Origin of the sequence: Streptococcus oralis (genome assembly GCF_003943825.1) — a bacterium.
Taxonomy (GTDB): Bacteria; Bacillota; Bacilli; order Lactobacillales; family Streptococcaceae; genus Streptococcus; species Streptococcus oralis_CD.
The window spans coordinates 11982-34667 of sequence record NZ_RJNJ01000011.1 but is presented as its reverse complement, the minus strand read 5'-3'; the positions used below and the strand labels follow the sequence as shown (position 1 = coordinate 34667).

The following is a 22686-nucleotide window of genomic DNA, read 5'->3' as shown; positions in this document are numbered from 1 at the left end:
CCTCCCTGTGTCTTATTACCAAACTGGTTGGTCCAAACCGTCTGATGTTTCTTCGATAACTTTTTTCACTTCATCAGTGTGGTAAGCTGCGATAATTTTCTTGATGGCATCAGCCTTAGGTGATGATTCCCAATCTTTTTTCGCAACAATGATGTTGTACCATTGTTTTGAGTTTTCATCAGCTTGTTCTTTAAAGAGTGCTTTCTTGTAGTCCAATTTTGCTTCTGTAACGAAGGTATTGTTTACAACGGCTGCATCAACTGATGACAATGAACGAGCTGTTTGGCTAGCGTCCAATTCAGTAATCTTCAAGTTCTTTGGATTTTCTGTGATGTTAGCAACTGTTGCAAGGGCAGTTCCAGAAACATCCAATTTGATCAAACCAGCTGATTGAAGCAAGTAAAGCGCACGGCTTTCGTTTGTTGCATCGTTTGGTACGGCGATTTCACCGTTATCTGGGATTTCTTCCACTTTAGTGTACTTGTTTTCTTCCCCATTTTTACCTGAGTAAAGGCGGATTGGTGAGATATAGGTATCTGCAATCGCTACAAGGTCTTTCCCGTTTTCTTTGTTCCAGTTGTTCAAGAAGTTGTAGTGTTGGAAAGCATTCAAGTCTACTTCGCCATCAGCAGTTGCCTTGTTTGGTTGTGAATAGTCTGTGAACTCTGTGAATTCCAATTTAATTCCATCTTTTTCAACCAATTCTTGGATTTTATCCCAACGCGCTTCTTCAGAACCGCTACGGTTAACTGTTGCAATTTTGACAACTGTTTCGTTGTCTGCTTTCTTTTCTGAATTTCCACAAGCTGCAAGAGCCAAACCTGCGACTGTAGCAAGAGCTGCTACACCGAGCCATTTTTTAATTTTCATGATTCTATCTCCTTTAAAAATAATACCGTAATAGTATCTCATACTTTATTTGATTTAGCAAATTGTTATTAGATAGGCAGACATATAGTTTGAAACTATATACCTAAAAATTGAGAAATCATCCGCCTTTCTCAGACTGGATGATTTCATACGACTATTTAATATCAGCTTCTGCTGGAAGGTAAATATCTCCGAAGAACTGTTTAGACAATTTTTCAAGAGTTCCGTCTTTGTAGAGTTCTTGGATACGTTTGTCTACAAATGATTTCAACTCATCTTGACCTTTAGCAAGAAGTGGGTAAACGTAAGGTTGTTGGTCGCTTGGAAGTTCAATGACTTTCAAGTTGTCCAAACCTTGGTTCTTGATAACTGTTTCAACACCGATCTTATCAAAGATCTTGTAGTCAAACTGACCATCGCTCAAACGAGACATGATTTGTTGGAAATCAGCCTTAGTGTAGTTAAGAACCGTTGGATTGTCAGCGTGTTGTTTGTTATAATCTTCTAGCTGTTTAGCTGATGTTGTCCCTTGAACGACCTCAGTAGACTTGCCTCCGATATCATCAAGAGACTTGATGCTGTCGTCGTCTTTCTTCACAACGAGAACGTTAGGGTTTTTAGCAGTTGGAGCTGCATAAAGGTACTTTTCAGCACGTTCTTTGGTATAGCTGATATTGTTCACCGCCATTTGATAACGGTCGCTATCAAGACCTGCAAAGACACCTGACCACTCTGTCTTTTCAAACTTGACATCGTACTTGTCAGAGTCTTTAAAGATAGCACGGACTACTTCAATCTCATAACCAGTCAACTCACCATTTTCTTCGTAGTTAAATGGTTTTGGTGAAGCATTGGTTGCAACGATGATTTCTTTCTTACCAGATGCTGCTTCGCTAGTTGCAGTATCTTTCTTATCTCCACCTGAGCAAGCTGCTAGTACACCTGCGGCAACAAGTCCTAGAGCAGCAAGAGATGAATATTTGACGATTTTTTTCATGTCATTTCCTCCAAAATAGAATACTTTACTATCTTAACAGAAAATATTTTTTTTCGCCATTATATGATACCTATCTCGGTGATAGGTTTTTTTTATGGCTGACTAAAAGACCAGGCGCAAGACTGCAATCAAGACTACTCCAAAAAGAACCGTACCCACTAGATTGCGGTAGCGAAAGGCTACCCAAGCCGTTGGAAAGACTGCTAAAAAGTCCAGCCATTTGATTTGAGGAAGGCTGCCAACCTTGCCAGTCACTACGCTTGAAAGGATCAAGGCAAAGATAATGGAAACAGGCAAAAACTTCAAAAACCGCTCGACGATAGCTGGCAATCCCTTGTACTTAACCAAGATGAAGGGAATCATACGGGGAACCCAAGTCACTAGGCCTGAAAAGATAACGGCTAACAAAAGATATTTACTGACCATCTAAGACCACCCCCATAGTACAACCTAGCAAGGTCGCAAACAGAACAGCTAGCGACTGAGACACTACTGTCAAGAGCAAAAAGAAAGACACCGCAACAACGGCTAGGATCCGCAGCAGATTCCGTACAGGAACCCGTCTTTGCATAATCTGAAATTGCGAAGTAAAAATCCCGATAAACATCCCAACAAGGGCAAAGTCTAATCCAAAGACCTCAGGATTTGGAAGAAGGCCACCTAAAGCCGTCCCCGCCACTGTCCCAATAAACCAGGCTACATAACTATTGAGATTGTTGCCGTGCATCCACATGGGATGGACCTTGTCTGTATGGGCTAATTCTCCCATCAAAACCCCATAGGTCTCATCTGTCAGGAGACTGGACATACCGATATTTTGCCAGAGACTAGTATGACGGAAATAGGTCGATGCATGCAAGCTCAGCAAAAAGAGTCGCAAGTTGATCAAAAAAACTGTCATAGCAATGGCTGCCACAGGCGCTTGTACTGCAATCAGTGCCAACATGGCAAACTGGGCGCTCCCAGCATAAACAAATAGGCTCATCAAGCCCATCTCAACAGGTGTCACATAGGGCGCGCCAATAATCCCACAAGCCAGGCCAATGCTGACATAGCCAAGAGCAGTCGGCATGGCCGCCTGTACACCTTCCCAAAATCCTTTTTCTTTCATCCTTCTCCTCATATTCTCTCCAATTGAGGCTGTTCATCATCACAGCCACAGCACGGACTATTATAACATATTCAAATAAGAGAAAAAAGTTTCGGATTCGAAACTTATTGCCAGCAAAAAGTGCTGAAGAGGGAGTATCATGGATACATAAGAAATTGATCCACTCGGATAGTATACTTATCGGTTTCTGTGTCTGTAGCATATTTATTTTCTGTTGGATAGACATCAACCCAGAGTTCCCACTGTTGTCCCTTCAATTTGACCTTGTAGCGATAACCGTCATCATAGAGGCCTACTGTATCAGTGGTCATAGACTGGTAATCTGGGAGTTCTTCCAGTTCTTTTTTTACAGTCTGGGATAAGTTATCGAGCAATGCTTGCTGCTCAGCTTTTGAGGTAACGGGAAAATAAGCCGCTACTGTTTCCAAGCGATGCGATTTTGAAAATGTAAAGGTGGCTCGACCAGTATAGCCTTTCAAAGTAATCTGCTCATAGTGATAGAAAAGGCGACCTGTTTTATAGAAATACGGGTCTTCTGCACGCCAAGTATCACGATAGGCCATTTCCTCTTCTTCCTCCACCTCGCTAGCCTTTCTCAATCCTTCTTCAAAAGATTTAGGAGACATACCGAACGAAAGGGATTCAAACAAGACCAGTTGTGTCTTTTTGATATTCTGGCAAGCTGATAAAAGCATGAGTAAAGCTCCAAGAGCAAGCAAACTACTGATTATTTTTGTAAATTTCATATTTCTACTATACAAGAAAAGTCTAGGTTTTGTCCAAGATAAAAGAGTTAACAATTAACTGACTTCTATTTCAGGGTATTATAGAAGGAAAGGATTACGATGCATGCCTCCGATATTGACTAATCCCAACCCCATACTCCTTATCTTCAGGCTTTTCATGATATCCAAGTTCTGTCGAATAAACCTCGACCCAGAGATCCTCCGTTTGCCCTTGTAATTTGACTTTATATTGATAAGAATCTTGATCTAGTCCTACCATTTCAACTGTCATAGACTGATAGTCTGGTAAAGATTCAATTTCTGTTTTTATAGCCTGCGATAGTTTGCCAAGTAGTTCTTTCTGTTCCATTTTTGAAGCAACAGGAAAAGAAGCCCTCGCTTCTTCCAAGGTATGCCATTTTGAAAACGTAAAATCTGCGCGGATAGTATAGCCTTCCCATCTCATATTTTCGTAATAGTAGAAAAGGCGACCTGTTTTATAGAAATACGGGTCTTCTGCACGCCAAGTATCACGATAGGCCATTTCCTCCTCTTCCACGACTTTGTCAGCTGCGACAAATGTATTTTCAAAAGATTCTACAGACATATAAAACGAAAGCGATTTAAACATGACTAACTGCGTACTAGGAAATTCCAAATTTTTAAAATTTTGGTAAGATTTTATAAATAAGATTAGCACTCCAATAGCAAGCAGACTACTGATTATTTTTGTAATTTTCATATTTCTACTATACAAAAAAATCTAGGATTGACAAACTTTAATAGAGTCGGATTTCGTGGTTAGATTCTAAAATTACTTTTTCATTTAAGGTAACAAGGAATTGAGCAAAAACTAGTAACAGATAGTCAAAATAAAAAAGACTGAAACTGTACTGCACCCCAAAAGTTAGACAGAAAAATCTAACTTTTGGGGTGCAGTACAGAGATTATCTTTTTCATTCTATTTTCTCCTATACTATGAAACAAAGACAGTATAACACGAAAACTGCCCTAACTCAAACTTGGATAGCTGAGATGCTGTCAGTCCATCACAAGCTACATCTGACTGCTTGAGTTTTCTAGTCAATCGCAATTCCTTGTAAAATTCTCCCAATGCCATCTTTTCAATCATGACCAAACTCCTGTCCAAAACCCTCTTTACTATTCCATTCGTAAATACTTTTCCTTTTTTAACATATTATAAAATATTGGAACTATATACCAGTTTACACTAGACACAAGATATAGTGCTTACGAGAATATCAAAAAGGCGGCTTACAAACGGAAATCGTCTTTTAATAATGTCTAAATTCTTCGCAGGATTTCAAAATTTTGATATAATAGAAGTAACAAAAATAAAGGAAATTAAGTATTATGAACGCAATCACAGCTCACAGCTCACAGCTCACAGCTCACAGCTCACGCTGATTATGTAATCGGACGTGTTTTTTGTCAAGCATTAAAACAGGCATTTTCACATTTTTGTGAGAAGGCTTTTTATGTTGAGTTTTCTGAGTTATCTTTAGAGAGAAATGGAGAGCTACAATATGCCTAACCATTTCTCAAACGAAGTTGATGGACAACTCAAGTTTTATCAAGATTATCTACCTCTAGTTGATAAAACTTTGAAAATAGATGATATTTTAACGGATTATACAGATGGTATTGTAAATGGAAATCTGCTTGAATTTAAAGTTGTTATCAATGATATTAACACTGTTCTATTCCAAGCCATCAAATATCTATCTGCTCGGAGAATCAAAGGAAAAGAAATTCCCAAAAACATTCTGCTTGTGTCGCTAACGAATAAAAAAATCTACGTTTTTGATAGTCAGGAATATTTAACACATATCGAGAAAGTATATTTTGGTGGTGCAAGTGTAAAAACCTCTGGTTTTTCTTCTGGTAATCCTCATGCAGTTTTAGAATACGGTAAAAATACACTAGACGAAGATCATCTTATTAAATTACTACGTTCAAAGCAATATACAAAAATTAACATCGATGAAAACTGTATTGTTGGTTGGGCAGAACGTTTTTATCGTGAAAACAAAGGAGCTAAAAAGTCTGATTTTATTGGTGATCATACTGGTAAAGTTAAAATTATTGGTGAAATTCGAAAACCTGAGAAACTAAAAGAATTTATCAATCCTTATATCGGTGAAACTAATGCACAATTTCACTATTTGATGGATAAACTCAATGATACTTTACAAAAGAAAAACTTAGGAGCTTTCTACACTCCTGAACCTTATGTTCAAAAGTCATTGGAGCTAGTCCGACAAGCTATTAAGCGTGTTCCAGAAGGAAATGATTATATTATTTTGGATAGATGTGCCGGAACTGGAAATTTAGAGAAATTAATGAGTGATGAGGAATTAAGTCACTGCGTATTGTCAACTGTCGAATACTATGAGTATAAAGTTCTCCTAGAATTACTCGGTGACAAAGTTCGTAACATTATTCCGCCAACTGAAAAAGAGGATACTTTTAATATGGGGTTGGTACGAGGTGCAGATGCGCTTAGCGAAGAATATATCAATAATGAAATTATTCAAAACTATATCAACAATCCAAAAGTAACAATTATTTTGTATGAAAATCCACCTTATGCGGAAACAACTTCTATTGAACATCAAAAAGCTGGTTCAGGTAAATCATCGTCTGCTTGGAAAAAAAGCTTTTTAGTAAACGAAATGAAAAATGAAGCAAGAGGTTCATCAACAAATGATCTTGGGAATGTTTTTATTTGGTCGGCTTTCAAATATTATCTAAGACAACCAACAGATAGTTATATTGTTTATAGTCCAGTTAAGTATTGGAAAGTACAACATCTTATTAATCAAAAATTCCTTGGAGGATATGCTTTTAACCGTAAACATTTCCATACCAATATTGATGCTATGATTATGTGTGCTCTTTGGAGTAAAGAGGAAATACCAAAAGATTCTAAAAAATCACTTGATTTAGAAGCATATAATATTGATAAAGAAGGAAAACTTCTACGTGAGAGTGATGTAACTGTAAAGAGAATTTGGACTATCTATAGCCAATATTATTTTGACAAACGTTCTTTCCCCGATGATGAAACAGATGGACTTTATTTAGCATTAAATGGTAAAGAATATACTGGTATGACTAAAAGAATTACCCCGTTATTCAACAAAAATATTATAGGTTATATGGCTGTATATAGTTCTGGATTTGACAACCCTGATTTGCACTCTACGTTAATTAGAGCAGGTAGATATGATGGAAATGGATTTTTCCTCCGTTCTGATAACTTCTTAGAAAAGCTCCCAATGTTTGCCGCCAGTCGCTACATTACTTATAATCGTCACTGGACACAGCGTGCTAATATTATGAAATCTGCCGATGGCGCTGAACGTTTTAATAAAGCTGTATCAAGTAACAAGATTGAACAAGACTTATTGAAAATTCTGCTCTTCACAACACTTGAAACGCAAAATCACATGAGAAGTTTATATGGTTCTGATGGACGATTCTACCGAAATGAGTTGTCATTGGATAACACTAATGGAGATACACTAGCAACAGTTAACTTAGCAAAATTGAAACAAGGTTCTAAAGAAACTGATTTATTTGAACAATGGGAAAAAGTCCTAACAGAAGCTAAGAAAACGAAAAATTATAATTCTAAATTAACGTATTCAGTTTATCAGATTATTGATGAGCTTAACACATCTGAAAAAGATGAAAATGATAAAACAATCTATAACTATCCCGAATTAAACGGACACTTGAATACATTGAAAACAATGGTAAAAGAGTATTATAATTCTGAAATTGTGCCATTCCTATTTGAGTATGAATTTTTGAAATAAGCATGAAAAAGACGATTTCCTCTTGGAAGTCGCCTTTTTGATATTCTTGTAAGCACTATATATTGTGTCTAGTGTAAACTGATATATAGTTACCTAAAATATTTTAGCAAAAAAGCCAGCTTCAAGCTGACTCTTTATTCCATGGTATCAAAGGCAAGGCTTGGTTTGGCATTGAGGTCCAAACCTGCGAAGTTTTCTTTGTTCCACTCGCTGACACTGGCATAGGCAATCATACCTGCATTGTCTCCACAGAGACGCAGGGGTGGAATGATGACTTTGACATCTGTGATTTCGTCTGCCAAGCGTTCTCTGAGGCCTTTATTGGCTGCCACGCCACCTGCGACAACAAGGGTTTTAACAGGGTATTTATCTAGGGCTTTCTTGGTTTTTGCCATGAGAATGTCCATAACTGCTGCTTGGAAGGAAGCACACAAATCCTCTGTAGACAAGCTTTCTCCCTTTTGCTCGGCATTGTGGTGAAGATTGATAAAGGCAGACTTCAAACCTGAGAATGAAAACTCCAGATTATCTTCCTTGATCATGGCACGAGGGAAGTCATACACATCCTGTCCTTGATGGGCCAACTCGTCAATCTCACGACCTGCTGGATAAGTCAAGCTCATGACACGACCGACCTTGTCATAAGCCTCCCCAACTGCATCGTCTCGTGTCTCCCCAACAATCTTGTAATCCCCAGCCTCTGACACATAGACCAACTCGGTGTGTCCTCCGCTGACCAAGAGTGCCAACAAAGGAAACTCCAAAGGCTCCACACTCTGAGCTGCCATGAGGTGCCCAGCCATGTGATTAACAGGGATAAGCGGAAGGCCGTGAGCCCAAGCAAAGGCCTTGGCAGCTGACAAACCAACTAGTAGAGCTCCAACTAATCCTGGTCCATAGGTGACCGCCACAGCTGTCACGTCCTCTTCGGTAATTCCTGCTTCTGCCAGTGCTTCCTCGATACAGGCTGTAATAACCTCGACATGGTGACGGCTAGCCACTTCTGGCACTACGCCCCCAAAACGTTTGTGGCTCTCGATTTGACTAGCAATGACATTGGACAAGAGCTGGTCGTCATTTTTTAAGACAGCAACACTGGTCTCATCACAGGATGTTTCAAATGCTAAAATATATCTATCCTTCATCTACTTCTCTCTTCATGATAATGGCGTCCTCAACTGGGTCATGGTAATAGGCCTTTCTCTCAGCGATGACTGCCATCTTTTCTTTCTTGTAAAATGCTTGCGCTCGTTGGTTTGACTTTCTGACTTCGAGGAAAATCTCCTTATCCGCTGGCAATTGAGCAAACAAGGCTGACGCAATTCCCTGACCCTGATAGCTAGGCAGTACAGCAATCTGCAAGACTTCTGCTTCAAAGAGATTCTCCTGCACGGCTAGAAAGCCAATCACTTCTGTCCCATCATAAGCTACTGCATACCAAGTTTGGTCTTGGGACAGGTCTGCTTGGATTTGTTCCAGCGTCCAAGGACTGACTGGGTAAACAGCTACCATGACAGCGTAGATGACTTGAGCCAAGTCAGCTTGCTGTTGGATTCGTTTGATATTTATCATAGACGTTTAATGTAAGACTCGCCAGACTCGGTGTGATTCTTGAGCCAATTTTCCTCGGCTTCGACACGCTTGAGGTAATTTGGTACAAAGTCGTGCAAGGAGTCTGCTTCCTTGTCCCATGCCCAAAGAGCAAGATTAGCTGCATTTGGCAAGGTTTCTTGGTAGCTAGCTTGTGGTAGCTGTTCTTGGATCTGCTCCACAAAGGGGGCAACTTCTCCGACAAAGGTCACCTGGTCAGCATCCTTGACTTTTTCTAGCACTCCCGCAAAGGACAAGTGTGCTTCTGGCATGACAGGTTTGGCATTTTCATAAAATCCTGCATAAACATTGTTGCGACGCGCATCCATCAGGGGAACAAGTAAACCTTCTTGTTGGTGTGGTACCAGAGACAATAGACTCGACATACCAACCAACTCAATGTTCAGGGTATGAGCCAAGGTCTTGGCAGTTGCTACCGCAATTCGTAAGCCTGTGTAGCTACCTGGGCCTTCAGCCACCACGATTCGATCCAAATCCTTAGGTGTCCAATCCAGACTGCCCATCAAAAAATCGATGGCAGGCATGAGGGTAATACTGTGATTTTTCTTGATATTGATCATAGTCTCGGCAAGAACCTGCTTGTCCTCTAAAATGGCTAGAGAAAGAGCCTTGTTGGACGTATCAAAAGCTAATACTTTCATAACATATTCCTATCTTTTTGTCTGTTTACTATTATACTACAAAAGCTAGCGCATGGGAATTTTCTTTATTTTGAAACAAAAGGGCCTGCCACTTAGACAGGCAATTCTACACAACAAATTCAAAAAAGTTGTAGCTTTTTTGAATAGAAAAGTGAACAAGGAAATTGAAAGGTTCTTCGTAAAAAATTTGGATCAGGCATATATGTTTCAACTCGATTTTCGACGTTAGAAATCATCGTCATAACAATAAAGATAGCACCTAAAAATAGAAAAATCCATCCCATCTAAAGACGAGGTGGATTTTCTGTTTATCTAGAGAAATAATTGACTTTAAGCGTTTAAACCAAAGTAGAAAACGAGCCAGACAACATAGGTAACTAGGAGGAGAAAAATTGAATAGAGCGTCACAAAAGCAAGCTTCCAAAGGAACTTTGTTTTGCGGTGTTCCAGATGCACAAACAGGGCATTCCCCCCATAGACACAAGCTACAAAGACTACAAACATCAAGAGGCGAACCCCTACTGCAAATTCAAACAAACTAAACATTCTTAATCCTCCTTTTGGTATTCCTATTTTTATATAAACTGTTGACAATATCGGTCTATCAATGTTAAAATGTAATTCAACATTGGTAGGAAAATCAGGTTGAGTCGCTGACTCTTCGGGTTGCAGTGCTATCCCTGAAACTTTGGTTTCTAAAGAACTGAAATTGCGATTGAACAATTCGCCCCCAGTGTTTGACGGCTCTTGACTTCGGTCAGGAGCTTTTTGATGCTTTTAAAGTTGATTCCCTCAGTAAGTTATAGTAAAATATAAATATTGAGAGGATAACGTAGGGCGACTGGTAACAGAGCGTTCAAAGGTACCAACTTCTGGTACGGGTGTGGGACTGCCCTCAGCTTTGAGCTGTAAAGACCCCTGACTACCATTGATCCTCTCTTTTTGTTTACTCTTAAATTAAGTGCTTGTCTTTACCTTTTAGTAAGCGCTCCACTCCATGCTATTTCTACATCGTTATACTTATAGATTGACTTCTTAGCCTCATAGATGATAGAATTAAGTAAAGGCTGAGATCGAGTTTGATTTGGTGACAAGTCATTCAAAGGTTGCGATGCATTCGCTTCAGGTAGAGGTGTTGCCATCTGGACTGCTCCAGGAAAATCCCCGAGTTTTGTCTCAGCCTTTTTATTTGCTCTTGAGATTTCTCAAGAGTTTTTCTTTTTTCAAAGGTATCATTCTGTCCCAGCCATCTACACCAACGATTAATGAAACTAGAACTATATTCTTCCTTAAATTTACTATCTCTTTAGATTCCCCCTTTAATTATAACACCTAAGCGCTCTCCGACCAAATCCTACCTGTCTTTTTGCTTCCTCTTTCCCTCCCGACTTTCTCCATTTCCGTCTTTTACTAATTTTTCATTTTGTGGTATAATTGAAATAATTGTAACGAATCAAGGTCAATCTAGACACAAAATGGAATGAAATTAAGCAAATCTCTGCTAAAAGTTTGGAATAAGCTGACCTGTAAATAGAAAGGAAATATATGATTTACAAAGTTTTTTATCAAGAAACAAAAGAACGTAGCCCACGTCGTGAAACAACACGCTCACTTTACCTAGACATCGATGCCAGCTCAGAACTTGAGGGCCGTATCGCTGCTCGCCAACTTGTCGAAGAAAACCGCCCAGAGTACAACATCGAATTCATCGAACTCTTGTCTGACAAATTGCTAGATTACGAAAAAGAAACTGGCGCTTTCGAGATTACGGAGTTCTAATATGGCCTACACTCTTAAACCTGAAGAAGTCGGCGTTTTTGCCATCGGTGGTCTGGGAGAAATCGGAAAAAACACATACGGAATTGAATACCAAGACGAGATTATCATCGTCGATGCTGGGATTAAATTCCCAGAAGATGACTTGCTGGGTATCGACTATGTCATTCCTGATTACTCTTACATCGTAGACAATATCGACCGCGTCAAGGCCGTTTTGATTACACACGGACACGAGGACCACATCGGTGGGATTCCTTTCCTGCTCAAGCAAGCAAATGTCCCTATCTACGCTGGACCACTTGCCTTGGCTTTGATCCGTGGAAAACTCGAAGAACACGGTCTCTTGCGCAACGCCAAACTTTACGAAATCAACCACAATACTGAGTTGACCTTTAAAAATCTCAAGGCAACTTTCTTTAGAACCACTCACTCTATTCCAGAACCTTTGGGGATTGTCATTCATACTCCTCAAGGTAAAATCGTTTGTACGGGTGACTTTAAGTTTGACTTTACTCCAGTTGGAGAACCAGCGGACTTGCACCGTATGGCTGCCCTTGGGGAAGAAGGCGTACTCTGTCTCCTCTCTGACTCGACAAATGCGGAAGTGCCAACCTTTACCAACTCTGAAAAAGTCGTTGGTCAGTCCATCATGAAGATCATTCAAGGTATCGAAGGACGTATCATCTTTGCATCCTTTGCCTCAAATATCTTCCGTCTCCAGCAAGCAACAGATGCTGCTGTTAAGACTGGACGCAAGATTGCTGTCTTTGGTCGTTCTATGGAAAAGGCCATTGTCAACGGGATCGAACTTGGCTACATCAAAGCTCCTAAGGGAACCTTTATCGAGCCAAATGAGATCAAAGACTACCCTGCAGGCGAGATTCTGATCCTCTGTACAGGTAGTCAGGGTGAGCCGATGGCAGCCCTTTCTCGTATCGCTAACGGAACCCACCGTCAGGTGCAACTCCAACCCGGCGATACCGTTATCTTCTCTTCTAGTCCAATCCCTGGAAATACGACTAGCGTCAACAAGCTGATTAATATTATCTCAGAAGCTGGCGTCGAAGTTATCCACGGCAAAATCAACAATATCCACACCTCTGGACACGGTGGTCAGCAAGAGCAAAAACTCATGCTCCGCTTGATCAAGCCCAAATACTTCATGCCTGTCCATGGTGAATACCGTATGCAGAAAGTCCATGCTGGACTAGCGGTGGATACTGGTGTTGAGAAGGACAATATCTTTATCATGAGTAATGGTGATGTACTCGCCCTTACTGCTAACTCTGCTCGTATCGCAGGCCACTTCAATGCCCAAGACATCTATGTCGATGGCAATCGTATCGGCGAAATCGGTGCAGCCGTCCTCAAAGACCGTAGAGATCTATCCGAAGACGGTGTCGTACTTGCAGTCGCAACTGTTGACTTCAAATCTCAGATGATTCTATCTGGCCCAGATATCCTCAGCCGTGGCTTTGTCTACATGAGAGAGTCTGGAGACTTGATTCGCCACAGCCAGCGCATCCTCTTCAATGCTATTCGTATCGCACTGAAGAACAAAGATGCTAGCGTGCAATCTGTCAATGGTGCCATTGTCAGCGCTATTCGCCCCTTCCTCTATGAAAATACAGAACGTGAACCGATCATTATCCCGATGATCCTCACACCAGATGAAGAATAATAAATCATCCCTCATCTATGAAGCACACCCCAAAAGTAAGAGCAAAATCCAACTTTTGGGGTGTGCTTCATTATTGTGTGAGCTTTATTAAAGTAAAAATTCCTGAGGACTGTCAGTTCCTCAGGAATTTGATGTGCTTATGCACCACATCTTCGTTATTCTAGTCTGTTATATTTTTTCTTTTATTTTATAAAGTAATTAACTGTAAGTTCTCAATTCGGTCCAAACATTTGTGTTACTAAATGTCTTAATCCGTCCAGCTGGACGCCATTCATTAGTTCCTTGATATTTAACCTCCAATTTATAAATATTAACTGTAAAAGAAGCTTTCAAAACTATATAACCATATTTATAAGGCGGAACAAAATGAGTAGCTGCGCTTCCATAAGTAAAACCTATTCCATACTCAGAAGAAGAAAAACTTTGTCCTGATGATATTGACACACTAGCTCCTGAGCTCCCCCCATAAACAGTATAAGAAACTCTTCCAGAAACCGCTGTATCACGGTAAGAGCTGAGGTATGTTCTACGAACACTACTTACTCCATAAGAACGGAATGAGCTTGCATTAGAAGGCGTTATATTTCTAGATTTTAAAAATTGTTCTCTAGTTTCTAAATTTTCAAACTCATAAATTACTCCAGTTTTATTTTCTTTTAATACTAACTCTGATACCACTTCAAAATCAGAACTTGGAATAGTATCTGCTTTGACGTCTAAAAATATTCCAAAAGTGAGCAAGCTAAATAACAATAAGAATATCAACTTAAGTCTGTTCATATCCAATCTCCATTCTAACTAGAAAACGAAGACTAAAAATAAAATGATATTATTTTTTCAAACTCTTAAAAATCATAATCACCCCTACCACCATTCCTAAAGACGGAACTGGACGCCACAACAAACTCCAAAATATAGATTGTATTTTTAACATTGGCTCGTCATCAGCTGCATGGTAAGGATTTATATGGAAAAGCAAAAAACAGCAACATATGACCAAAACACCACATAGAAATAAGATATCTGGATTTATTTTTCTAATTTTAATCAGCTCCTTCCACAATACTTTATTTTTTCAAAAAATGGGAACTTCTTATAGAGAGAAGTGTCTTTTTATTCGTGATAAGATGCATAGACTAGGGTTAGTGTAACGATGTCTCGCCTAAAATCCACTCAAAGAATCTTAGGCGAGACAATCGTTTCAGCTACCAAGTAATAGGTACTAATCTCTGATCAACTTCCGCAACTACATTTGAAATTTGTATATATCTGCCAATTTTGAAAGTATAAAGTACAAACTAAAAGACGAATAGTGTATTCAGCAAAACAACTACTGACAAACTCCTCCTTTCTAGTTTAGCTAAATTCTTTTGTTAACGCTTTCATTTTATCATAAAATAATTTTAATGTCAAATTTATTTATAAATATAGTTCTATAAATAATAATAAGTAACAGATTCTCCTATAGTCAATATTCCCCATCACTATCATTACTTTTACAACTATCAATCTCAAGTCAACATTTCTTCTATCAAAATTATATTTACTCATCATTTTAAATGTTTTAATAATAATTTATCGGTAGCATAAAAGATTTCTTTTAATCAAATATTTAAATATGCAATAAAAAACTAGAGTCCATTAACAAAACAGCCCCGTCTTCGGAGCTGTTTTTCTCTAATCTTTCTTTTCTTGATGTTTAGAAATACTACGATTTTTACCTTCAAGATACACCATCAAAATAGAAATATCTGCTGGGTTTACTCCCGAAATACGACTGGCTTGGCCGATAGTTTCTGGATTGATAAGTTTGAACTTCTGACGAGCTTCTGTCGCGATGGAGTCAATATCATCCCAGTCGATATTGGCTGGAATGCGTTTTTCTTCCATTCGTTTCATCTTGGCAACCTGGTCCATGGCTTTGGAAATATAACCTTCGTACTTGATTTCTGTTTCAATTAATTCGATAATCTTGTCATCCAAATCCTCAGTAGCTGGTCCGATAAAGGCCACTACATCTTGGTAAGAAACTTCTGGACGGCGAAGGAATTCCTTGGCTGTCACTGCATCTGTCAACGGCTTGAATCCCATCGCTTCAACCTTAGCGTTCGTTTCCTTGACTGGCTTGAGTTTGATGCTGTCTAGGCGTTTCATCTCATTGTCAAATTGATTTTTCTTAATCTCAAAACGGGCCCAGCGTTCATCATCAACGAGACCAATCTCACGACCCATCTCAGTCAAACGCATATCAGCATTGTCATGACGGAGGATGAGACGGTATTCAGCACGACTGGTTAAGAGACGGTAAGGTTCAATAGTTCCCTTGGTCACCAAGTCGTCAATCATGACCCCGATATAGCCGTCACTGCGCTTCAAAATCAATTCAGGCTTGCCTTGGATTTTCAAAGCCGCATTGATACCAGCGATAATCCCTTGGCCAGCAGCTTCTTCGTAACCAGATGTCCCATTTGTCTGACCAGCTGTGAAAAGTCCTGAGATTTTCTTGGTTTCCAGAGTCGCACGCAACTGATGAGGCAAGACCATGTCATACTCGATAGCATAACCAGTTCGCATCATTTCTGCATTTTCCAAACCTTTGATGGAATGAACCAGCTCGCGTTGTACATCCTCAGGCAGACTGGTTGACAAGCCTTGGACATAGACTTCCTCTGTATTGCGTCCTTCTGGCTCAAGGAAGAGCTGGTGGCGTTCCTTGTCCGCAAAGCGCACAATCTTATCCTCTATCGACGGGCAATAACGAGGGCCCACTCCCTTAACCACACCTGTAAACATAGGCGCACGGTGGAGGTTATTTTGGATAATCTCATGACTGGTACCATTGGTGTAGGTCAACCAGCATGGAACTTGGTCTTTGACATAATCCTCATCACGCGAAGTATAAGAGAAGTGATTGGGTGCTTCATCTCCTGGCTGGATTTCTGTCACATCGTAGTTGATAGAAGAAGCCTTGACACGCGGAGGTGTACCTGTCTTGAAACGACCGATTTCGAGTCCCAGTTCCTTGAGATTGTCAGCAAGGTTAATCGAAGCCAAGCTGTGGTTTGGTCCTGATGAGTACTTGAGGTCTCCGATGATAATTTCCCCACGGAGGGCTGTTCCTGTCGTCACGATAACGGCCTTTGCAGCATACTCTTGATGGGTCGCTGTACGAACACCGACAACCTTGCCATCTTCCACCAAAATCTCATCAATCATGGTCTGACGAAGGGTCAGATTTTCTTGATTTTCAACCGTCTTGCGCATTTCCTTAGAGTAAAGTTCCTTGTCAGCCTGCGCCCGAAGGGCGCGAACAGCTGGACCTTTCCCAGTGTTGAGCATCTTCATCTGGATGTAAGTCTTGTCAATGGTCTTGGCCATCTCGCCACCGAGAGCATCTACCTCACGCACGACAATTCCCTTGGCAGAACCTCCGATAGAAGGATTACAAGGCATGAACGCCAGCATTTCAATATTGATAGTCGCAAGCAGAACCTTACAGCCCATACGGCTAGCGGCCAAGGAAGCCTCAACCCCAGCGTGTCCCGCACCAATTACAATAATATCGTATTCTTCCGTAAAATTATAAGTCATTTTCTCTCCTATTCCTCAAGATGAATGTGTCTTAGTTGGCCGTCCCAATCCGGCAGGGCTGTTTTTAAAAAGGCTGGAACTAGCTGGATATTCTGGAGTTCATCCAAGTCAATCCACTCACAAGGCTGCATTTTTTCGTCTTCCTGCATGGTCAATGGAGCATCTTCCAGCAAGTCTACCAAATAATGAAACTCGATGTTGTGATAGGAAACACCGTCTTGTTCAAAACGATTTTCAACCACGAAAGCTAGCTGTCCAGCTTGAGCTTTGACACCCAGTTCTTCCTTCACTTCACGGACTACCGCGTCTTTCGTGCTTTCATTGACTTGAATCGCACCGCCAATAGTGTAATACTTACCCTTATCTTTGGTAACTAGGAGCTTGCCATTTTGAAGAATTAAGGCTGTCGCTCGAACGCCAAAAACTGTATTTTCCACTTTTGTCCGAAAGTCTTGTTGAGTCATTTTTATCCTTTCCCTTAAACGACACAAAAACAGTCAAAACTCGTAAGAAGTGCAGGACAAAAAAGCCTGCAACATCCATGAGCTTTGACCATCATTTCTATTGCTTTTATTATTGTAGCAAATTGAGAAAATTTGTCAATCTAAATGTACTGACAAACTTGTCCATCTCGATAAGCATTGTCAATCAAACCACCACCTAGGCACTCTTCGCCATCGTAAAAGACAACTGCCTGTCCTGGTGTGATGGCGCGTTGCGGTTCCGCAAAGATAACTTCTGCCTTATCTCCTTTGACATGTACTGTCACCTTAGAATCAGGCTGACGGTAGCGGAATTTAGCCGTACAGTCTAGCGTAAATTCCTCTGGCATGTCACGAGTAAAGTGAACCTGACTGGCCTCTAGGCTGGTTGACATGAGCGAGTCATGGTAGAAACCTTGGCCGACATAGAGGATATTCTTGCTTAGGTCTTTTCCGACAACGAACCAAGGGGCATTGTCACCACCGTGTTGCCCACCGATACCGAGACCGCCACGCTGACCAATCGTATAGTACATCAGGCCTGCATGCTCACCCATATCGCGACCATCCACAGTCATCATGCGACCAGGCTGGGCTGGCAGATAGTTGCTGAGAAAGTTTTTAAAGTTCTTTTCTCCGATAAAGCAAATCCCTGTCGAGTCTTTCTTCTTAGCAGTCGCAAGTCCTGCTTCTTCTGCTAGTTTTCGTACTTCAGGCTTTTCCAAATGCCCCAGTGGGAACATGGTTTTTTGGAGTTGTTCTTGCGAAAGTTGACTGAGGAAATAGGTCTGGTCTTTGCCATTGTCCACGCCACGAAGCATGTGAACGATGCCATCCTCATCACGCGCCACTCGAGCATAATGCCCAGTCGCTACATAGTCTGCACCCAAGGTCATAGCATAGTCCAGAAAGGCCTTAAACTTGATTTCCTTGTTGCACATAACATCTGGATTTGGCGTGCGCCCTGCACGGTATTCCGCTAGGAAATACTCAAAAACGCGGTCCCAGTACTCTTTTTCAAAATTGACAGAGTAGTAAGGAATGCCGATCTGGTCTGCTACCGCAGCCACATCCTTGTAATCTTCGGTCGCCGTACAGACGCCGTTTTCATCTGTGTCATCCCAGTTCTTCATGAAGATGCCGATTACATCGTAGCCCTGCTCCTTGAGCAAGAGAGCCGTCACCGACGAATCAACACCACCACTCATCCCCACGACAACACGTGTTTTAGAGTTATCACTCATGGTAAGTCTCCCATCTATTCGTTTATTCATACCCTTCAAAATTCTATTCATTATAACTTTCAATAGAATTTCTTTGAGTATCGTCTTTTCGTTTGCTTTTAGGAGTAAAATGGTCTGGGAGACCATTTTAGCCTATCATCTTAAAATGAAAATATGATAGGCAACGAGTCGCAGGCATAACTTGAGTTCGCTCAATCAGTCTGGGAGACTGATTGAGGTTATAAATCAGACAAGCTCAGCTTGCATCTCATTTCGAGTTAACGACGTAATAAAAGATAAACGAAATGACTAGTTCACGATTGAAGGTCGTGTGTGCTTTAACGATTGAAGGTCGCTTGAGCAGTATTCATTATAACACGCTTGGTTGGAGAAGACAAGAAAGAGGCTGATAAATCATCTCAACCTCTCTTTCTTCCTTTGCAAACGAATCAATTTTCCCCTTTAAGTTCTTTCTTCGCTTGTTCTATCTGGTATTTCACTTGCTCAAAGCCAGTTCCTCCTAAGGAATTTCGTCTCTGAACAGCGGTTTCTGGACGCAAGTAGATATAAATATCCTCTTCAATCAAGGGATGGTAGACTTGCAACTCCTTCAAATCCCAATCTTGGATATTTTTACCATACTTGATAGAGTCTAGAACCAATTTCCCTACAATTTCATGTGCTTCTCTAAAGGGGATACCTTTTTCTGCCAAATAATCTGCCAGTTCGGTCGCATTCGAAAAATCATTCTCTGTAGATTGCTGCATTTTGGCCTTATTAACCTGCATGCTCGATAGAATACCTGCCAACACATCCAGAGAATTTAAAATCGTTTCTACTGTATCAAACATGCCTTCCTTGTCCTCTTGCAAATCCTTATTGTAGGCCAGAGGCAAAGACTTCATGACAGTCAATAGCCCAAGTAAGTGTCCGTAAACTCGGCCTGTCTTCCCTCGAATCAATTCGGCCATATCAGGATTTTTCTTCTGGGGCATGATAGACGAACCCGTTGAAAAGCTATCAGACAAGCTAATGTACTGATACTCAAAACTGCACCAATTGATGATTTCTTCACAAAAACGGCTCATATGCATCATCAAAATGCTGGCATTTGATAGAAATTCCAAGATAAAATCACGGTCACTCACTGCGTCCAAGGAATTGGTATAGGGTTGCTGAAAGCCCAATAAATCACTCGATAATTGACGATCGATTGGAAAAGTTGTCCCCGCCAAGGCAGCCGCACCCAGGGGAGATAGGTCCGTATGCTTCAAGTTAAATGCAAAGCGCTCGCTATCCCTTTGGAACATATTGTAATAAGCCATGAGATGGTGGGCAAAACTAATCGGTTGGGCGTGCTGCAAATGGGTATAGCCTGGCATGATGGTTTCCACATGTTTTTCAGCCAAATCCAGCAAAACACTATTCAGATTCGCCAACTTATCCAAGACATGGCCAAGCTGCTCCTTTAGATATAAGTGCATATCCGTTGCGACTTGGTCATTCCGAGAACGAGCCGTGTGTAGTTTCCCAGCCAGAGGACCAATTTTCTCTGTCAGCAACACTTCCATATTCATATGAATATCTTCATTTGCAATATCAAAATGAAGCTCTCCTGCCTCTAAATCTCGCAACAAAGCTTGCAGACCATCTTGGATCTGCTCTGCCTCTTCCAAACTTAAAATACCAGTCTGTCCTAGCATTTGAACATGAGCTAGGGAACCCATCAAATCAAATTTTGCCAGCTGGTGGTCAAAGGAAATACTCGCACCGAACTGTTCTACCCACTCTTCCACAGTGCCTTCAAATCGACCGCCCCATAATTTTGTATTTTTCGACATATCCTGTCGTCCCTTTCTATCGCGTCACTACTCAACATTTTTCTGAACTTCTGAATAAACCTTAGTCGGAAGCCCCCAAAGCTTGATAAATCCAACAGCAGCATCTTGGTCAAAAGTATCCGCACTAGTATAAGTCGCCAAATTTTCATCGTAAAGAGAATTTGGAGATTTCCGCGCCACTACCTGGGCGTTTCCCTTGTAAAGTTTAACTTTTGCAGTTCCATTGACAACTTTCTGTGTCTCCTTGATATAGGCAATCAAAGCCTGAGTTGCTGGGCTAAACCACAAGGCATTATAGATGAGATTGGACAACTCATTTTCGATAATAGGTTTGAAATGAGCCACTTCTCTCACAAGAGTCAAGTCCTCAATCTCCTTATGAGCTGCCAATAAGGTCACAGCACCTGGGCACTCATAAATCTCTCTTGACTTAATACCGACTAGGCGATTTTCCACATGGTCAATACGACCGACACCGTGTTTGCCCGCAATTTCATTGAGCTTTTGAATCAAATCCGCCACTTTCATCTTCTCACCATTGAGGGAGATGGGCACCCCGCAGCTAAATTCAATGTCAATAAATTCTGGACTGTCTGGTGCCTCTTCTGGCGAAGATGTGATTCCAAATGCTTCTTCTGGCGCTTGGTTCCAAGGGTTTTCCAAGACACCACATTCATTTGCGCGTCCCCAAAGATTTTGATCGACAGAGTAAGGATTGTCAAGGTCAGCTGGAACTGGGACGCCATTTTCTTTGGCATATTGGATTTCTTCTTCACGAGACCATTTCCACTCACGAACAGGCGCAACTACCTTTAGATTGGGATCCAAAGCTGCGATAGAGACTTCAAACCGAACTTGGTCGTTTCCCTTACCTGTACAACCATGGGCAATTGTCGTTGCCCCCGTCTGATGAGCTATTTCAACAAGTTTTTTTGAAATAAGAGGGCGACTCAGAGCAGATACCAAGGGATACTTTTGTTCATAGTAGGCATGTGCCTGAAGGGCCACTAAAACATAGTCATTAGCGAATTCTTCCTTAACATCAATGACATAAGACTCTACAGCCCCAACCTTGAGAGCTTTATCGTGGATGAACTCCAAATCTTTTCCTTCACCCACATCCATACAAACAGCGATCACATCATAGTCTTTTTTTAACCATGTAATAGCAACTGATGTATCCAATCCACCTGAATAGGCTAAAATGACCTTTTCCTTACTCATTTCTCTTCCTTCTTTCTATTTTTCGATAGAGGCTTTAAAAGCATCGTCAATCAATTTGTCCAACTCCCCAGAATCCTTCAACTTCTGGATGGTTTTGTCAACCGCTTCTTTCAATTCCTTACTGTCTTTTTTCATCGCAACAGCGTAGGAATCTTCTTTGTCATTGTCAAAATCAAACTCAGCGATGGCTAGGTCTGGATTATTCTCTACAAATCCTTTCGCCACTGGTTCTTCAAAGATAACCGCATCTAGTTGCCCTGATTTCAAATCTGTTATCAAATTTCCATTTTTAGGAAGTGAAACGAGAGAAGAATCCTGCAAGGTTTCTTTAGCCAGAGTTTCCTGGATAGAACCTTTCTGCGCTCCAACCTTTTTCTGAGCCAAATCCTTGACTGATTGGTAATTCGATAATTCAGATTTTCTTACGATAACCTTATTTTTCGAAGTGTAGTAGGGAATTGAAAAATCGTAAACTTGACTTCTCTCCTCCGTTTTAGAAACACCTGATATGGCAAGATCGGCTTTGCCTGAATCAAGACTAGCCAGTACATTGTCAAAACTCATTGGAGAGAACTCCACTTCTACACCTAGTTCCTTTGCGATGGCTTTGGCTAGCTCAACATCTGAACCTACAATCTGATTTTTCCCATCAACCAATTTCTGGTATTCGAATGGAGCAAACTCTGGATTTAGGGCCACCACCAATTTTCCTTTAGCCTTAATGGCTTCAACACCTTGGGATTGAGTGTTACTACAAGCAAATAATAAGGGAAACATAAGCAAACCAAACATCGTCATCAACACCTTCTTCACTTTATTCATAGAAGAGCCTCCTTTTATTTTTATACTTTATTATTGTATAAATAATACTCTTATCATTCTCGTTTGTCAAGGAAAAACTGTATTTTATTTCATTTAAATCAAGAAAAAGCTTATTATATGATATATTTTTACATATAACAAGCTTATTTATACTATTTGAGTTTTAAAACAATTTGAAGAATTTAGTCGAAATTATACAAACAGAGCATTACTGAGAAGATCATTACACTTTTTGTTATAGGG

General features: G+C 40.6%; 20 protein-coding genes and 1 pseudogene. 3 read left to right on the top strand and 18 right to left on the bottom strand.

Annotated features, from left to right (window positions below; translation table 11 throughout):
- Nucleotides 1-15: 15 nt before the first annotated feature.
- From D8863_RS09190 to D8863_RS09160, 7 genes and pseudogenes are all read right to left on the bottom strand, one after another.
- Complete coding sequence (locus tag D8863_RS09190; RefSeq protein WP_000694527.1) at nucleotides 16-870, bottom strand: MetQ/NlpA family ABC transporter substrate-binding protein; 855 nt, start codon at nucleotides 868-870, stop codon at nucleotides 16-18.
- A 154-nt stretch (nucleotides 871-1024) separates the two neighbouring features.
- Complete coding sequence (locus D8863_RS09185) at nucleotides 1025-1867, bottom strand: amino acid ABC transporter substrate-binding protein (RefSeq protein ID WP_125441733.1); 843 nt, start codon at nucleotides 1865-1867, stop codon at nucleotides 1025-1027.
- Between the two features lie 102 nt (nucleotides 1868-1969).
- Entirely contained in the window at nucleotides 1970-2293 is a 324-nt protein-coding gene (locus tag D8863_RS09180; protein WP_000253946.1) for an AzlD domain-containing protein, read from the bottom strand.
- Complete coding sequence (locus D8863_RS09175; protein WP_000659754.1) at nucleotides 2283-2978, bottom strand: AzlC family ABC transporter permease; 696 nt, start codon at nucleotides 2976-2978, stop codon at nucleotides 2283-2285. The genes D8863_RS09180 and D8863_RS09175 overlap by 11 nt, the downstream gene beginning before the upstream one ends.
- A 137-nt stretch (nucleotides 2979-3115) precedes the next feature.
- Complete coding sequence (locus D8863_RS09170) at nucleotides 3116-3724, bottom strand: hypothetical protein (RefSeq protein WP_125441732.1); 609 nt, start codon at nucleotides 3722-3724, stop codon at nucleotides 3116-3118.
- 94 nt (nucleotides 3725-3818) lie between these two features.
- A complete protein-coding gene (locus D8863_RS09165) occupies nucleotides 3819-4445 on the bottom strand; it encodes a hypothetical protein (protein WP_125441731.1) in 627 nt (208 codons plus the stop codon).
- Between the two features lie 264 nt (nucleotides 4446-4709).
- Nucleotides 4710-4835, bottom strand: a pseudogene (locus D8863_RS09160) (MutR family transcriptional regulator); the annotation flags it as partial.
- A gap of 415 nt (nucleotides 4836-5250) precedes the next feature.
- Between D8863_RS09160 and D8863_RS09155 the strand changes: the two are divergent.
- The gene (locus D8863_RS09155; protein WP_125412601.1) at nucleotides 5251-7548 is read left to right on the top strand and encodes a hypothetical protein; all 2298 of its coding nucleotides are present in this window, start codon (nucleotides 5251-5253) and stop codon (nucleotides 7546-7548) included.
- A 134-nt stretch (nucleotides 7549-7682) separates the two neighbouring features.
- Here D8863_RS09155 and tsaD read toward each other — a convergent pair whose 3' ends face one another.
- The 4 genes from tsaD to D8863_RS09135 form a co-directional block, all read right to left on the bottom strand.
- On the bottom strand, nucleotides 7683-8693 hold the full coding sequence (gene tsaD / locus D8863_RS09150) for a tRNA (adenosine(37)-N6)-threonylcarbamoyltransferase complex transferase subunit TsaD (RefSeq protein WP_125412608.1): 1011 nt from the start codon (nucleotides 8691-8693) through the stop codon (nucleotides 7683-7685).
- Nucleotides 8683-9120, bottom strand: coding sequence for a ribosomal protein S18-alanine N-acetyltransferase (gene rimI, locus D8863_RS09145; protein ID WP_125412617.1), 438 nt, complete (start codon nucleotides 9118-9120; stop codon nucleotides 8683-8685). Before rimI ends, tsaD begins: the two co-directional genes overlap by 11 nt.
- A complete protein-coding gene (tsaB, locus tag D8863_RS09140) occupies nucleotides 9117-9800 on the bottom strand; it encodes a tRNA (adenosine(37)-N6)-threonylcarbamoyltransferase complex dimerization subunit type 1 TsaB (RefSeq protein WP_125441730.1) in 684 nt (227 codons plus the stop codon). Before tsaB ends, rimI begins: the two co-directional genes overlap by 4 nt.
- A gap of 330 nt (nucleotides 9801-10130) precedes the next feature.
- Nucleotides 10131-10346, bottom strand: a complete 216-nt coding sequence (locus D8863_RS09135; protein ID WP_000492029.1) for a hypothetical protein — start codon at nucleotides 10344-10346, stop codon at nucleotides 10131-10133.
- A 999-nt stretch (nucleotides 10347-11345) separates the two neighbouring features.
- Between D8863_RS09135 and D8863_RS09125 the strand changes: the two genes are divergently transcribed.
- Nucleotides 11346-11579, top strand: coding sequence for a DNA-dependent RNA polymerase subunit epsilon (locus D8863_RS09125; protein WP_000639585.1), 234 nt, complete (start codon nucleotides 11346-11348; stop codon nucleotides 11577-11579).
- Nucleotide 11580: 1 nt separating this feature from the next.
- A complete protein-coding gene (gene rnjA / locus D8863_RS09120) occupies nucleotides 11581-13260 on the top strand; it encodes a ribonuclease J1 (RefSeq protein ID WP_125441729.1) in 1680 nt (559 codons plus the stop codon).
- Between the two features lie 198 nt (nucleotides 13261-13458).
- On the opposite strand, the gene D8863_RS09115 is transcribed toward rnjA, so the two are convergent.
- The 7 genes from D8863_RS09115 to D8863_RS09085 form a co-directional block, all read right to left on the bottom strand.
- A complete protein-coding gene (locus D8863_RS09115; RefSeq protein WP_061421497.1) occupies nucleotides 13459-14040 on the bottom strand; it encodes a hypothetical protein in 582 nt (193 codons plus the stop codon).
- A gap of 897 nt (nucleotides 14041-14937) precedes the next feature.
- Entirely contained in the window at nucleotides 14938-16851 is a 1914-nt protein-coding gene (gene mnmG, locus D8863_RS09110) for a tRNA uridine-5-carboxymethylaminomethyl(34) synthesis enzyme MnmG (RefSeq protein WP_125441728.1), read from the bottom strand.
- Between the two features lie 8 nt (nucleotides 16852-16859).
- Nucleotides 16860-17315 (bottom strand): NUDIX hydrolase, encoded by a 456-nt coding sequence (locus D8863_RS09105; protein WP_000193641.1) that lies wholly within the window; start codon nucleotides 17313-17315, stop codon nucleotides 16860-16862.
- A 140-nt stretch (nucleotides 17316-17455) separates the two neighbouring features.
- Nucleotides 17456-18577 (bottom strand): tRNA 2-thiouridine(34) synthase MnmA, encoded by a 1122-nt coding sequence (mnmA, locus tag D8863_RS09100; RefSeq protein ID WP_125441727.1) that lies wholly within the window; start codon nucleotides 18575-18577, stop codon nucleotides 17456-17458.
- A 428-nt stretch (nucleotides 18578-19005) separates the two neighbouring features.
- Complete coding sequence (argH, locus tag D8863_RS09095) at nucleotides 19006-20397, bottom strand: argininosuccinate lyase (protein WP_125441726.1); 1392 nt, start codon at nucleotides 20395-20397, stop codon at nucleotides 19006-19008.
- A gap of 27 nt (nucleotides 20398-20424) precedes the next feature.
- Nucleotides 20425-21621: an argininosuccinate synthase gene (locus D8863_RS09090; protein WP_000031908.1), complete on the bottom strand. Its 1197-nt coding sequence runs from the start codon at nucleotides 21619-21621 to the stop codon at nucleotides 20425-20427.
- A gap of 15 nt (nucleotides 21622-21636) precedes the next feature.
- A complete protein-coding gene (locus D8863_RS09085) occupies nucleotides 21637-22443 on the bottom strand; it encodes an ABC transporter substrate-binding protein (RefSeq protein ID WP_125441725.1) in 807 nt (268 codons plus the stop codon).
- Between the last annotated feature and the right edge of the window lie 243 nt (nucleotides 22444-22686).

Bases quoted from the DNA above. Each gene is read 5' to 3' on its own strand.
- D8863_RS09190 (WP_000694527.1), bottom strand. From the start codon at position 870: ATGAAAATTAAAAAATGGCTCGGTGTAGCAGCTCTTGCTACAGTCGCA.
- D8863_RS09185 (WP_125441733.1), bottom strand. From the start codon at position 1,867: ATGAAAAAAATCGTCAAATATTCATCTCTTGCTGCTCTAGGACTTGTT.
- D8863_RS09180 (WP_000253946.1), bottom strand. From the start codon at position 2,293: ATGGTCAGTAAATATCTTTTGTTAGCCGTTATCTTTTCAGGCCTAGTG.
- D8863_RS09175 (WP_000659754.1), bottom strand. From the start codon at position 2,978: ATGAAAGAAAAAGGATTTTGGGAAGGTGTACAGGCGGCCATGCCGACT.
- D8863_RS09170 (WP_125441732.1), bottom strand. From the start codon at position 3,724: ATGAAATTTACAAAAATAATCAGTAGTTTGCTTGCTCTTGGAGCTTTA.
- D8863_RS09165 (WP_125441731.1), bottom strand. From the start codon at position 4,445: ATGAAAATTACAAAAATAATCAGTAGTCTGCTTGCTATTGGAGTGCTA.
- D8863_RS09155 (WP_125412601.1), top strand. From the start codon at position 5,251: ATGCCTAACCATTTCTCAAACGAAGTTGATGGACAACTCAAGTTTTAT.
- tsaD (WP_125412608.1), bottom strand. From the start codon at position 8,693: ATGAAGGATAGATATATTTTAGCATTTGAAACATCCTGTGATGAGACC.
- rimI (WP_125412617.1), bottom strand. From the start codon at position 9,120: ATGATAAATATCAAACGAATCCAACAGCAAGCTGACTTGGCTCAAGTC.
- tsaB (WP_125441730.1), bottom strand. From the start codon at position 9,800: ATGAAAGTATTAGCTTTTGATACGTCCAACAAGGCTCTTTCTCTAGCC.
- D8863_RS09135 (WP_000492029.1), bottom strand. From the start codon at position 10,346: ATGTTTAGTTTGTTTGAATTTGCAGTAGGGGTTCGCCTCTTGATGTTT.
- D8863_RS09125 (WP_000639585.1), top strand. From the start codon at position 11,346: ATGATTTACAAAGTTTTTTATCAAGAAACAAAAGAACGTAGCCCACGT.
- rnjA (WP_125441729.1), top strand. From the start codon at position 11,581: ATGGCCTACACTCTTAAACCTGAAGAAGTCGGCGTTTTTGCCATCGGT.
- D8863_RS09115 (WP_061421497.1), bottom strand. From the start codon at position 14,040: ATGAACAGACTTAAGTTGATATTCTTATTGTTATTTAGCTTGCTCACT.
- mnmG (WP_125441728.1), bottom strand. From the start codon at position 16,851: ATGACTTATAATTTTACGGAAGAATACGATATTATTGTAATTGGTGCG.
- D8863_RS09105 (WP_000193641.1), bottom strand. From the start codon at position 17,315: ATGACTCAACAAGACTTTCGGACAAAAGTGGAAAATACAGTTTTTGGC.
- mnmA (WP_125441727.1), bottom strand. From the start codon at position 18,577: ATGAGTGATAACTCTAAAACACGTGTTGTCGTGGGGATGAGTGGTGGT.
- argH (WP_125441726.1), bottom strand. From the start codon at position 20,397: ATGTCGAAAAATACAAAATTATGGGGCGGTCGATTTGAAGGCACTGTG.
- D8863_RS09090 (WP_000031908.1), bottom strand. From the start codon at position 21,621: ATGAGTAAGGAAAAGGTCATTTTAGCCTATTCAGGTGGATTGGATACA.
- D8863_RS09085 (WP_125441725.1), bottom strand. From the start codon at position 22,443: ATGAATAAAGTGAAGAAGGTGTTGATGACGATGTTTGGTTTGCTTATG.